Origin of the sequence: Chitinophaga sp. Cy-1792, from assembly GCF_011752935.1 — a bacterium.
Lineage (GTDB): Bacteria > Bacteroidota > Bacteroidia > Chitinophagales > Chitinophagaceae > Chitinophaga.
In genome coordinates, this window is sequence record NZ_VWWO01000035.1 from 1 (window position 1) to 241 (window position 241).

Sequence of the window (241 nt, forward strand, 5' to 3'; positions counted from 1 at the left end):
AGTTCCCTGCGTTGGCTCTCTTTCGAGTGATACACCTTCAGTGTACCGGGTTGTCCCATTCGGAAATCTACGGATGTAACGATCGTTTGCATCTCCCCGTAGCTTATCGCAGCTTACCACGTCCTTCATCGCCTCTTAGATCCTAGGCATCCACCATGCGCCCTTATTCGCTTTAAATATTTTTGTATTAAGTATTACTACTTAGTACACAACTTGTATTCTCCAATATGTCAAAGAACTT

At 43.6% G+C, this 241-nt stretch carries 1 rRNA gene; it reads right to left on the bottom strand.

The features are described from left to right. Nucleotides 1-177 (bottom strand): 23S ribosomal RNA (locus F3J22_RS30350); the annotation flags it as partial. Between the last annotated feature and the right edge of the window lie 64 nt (nucleotides 178-241).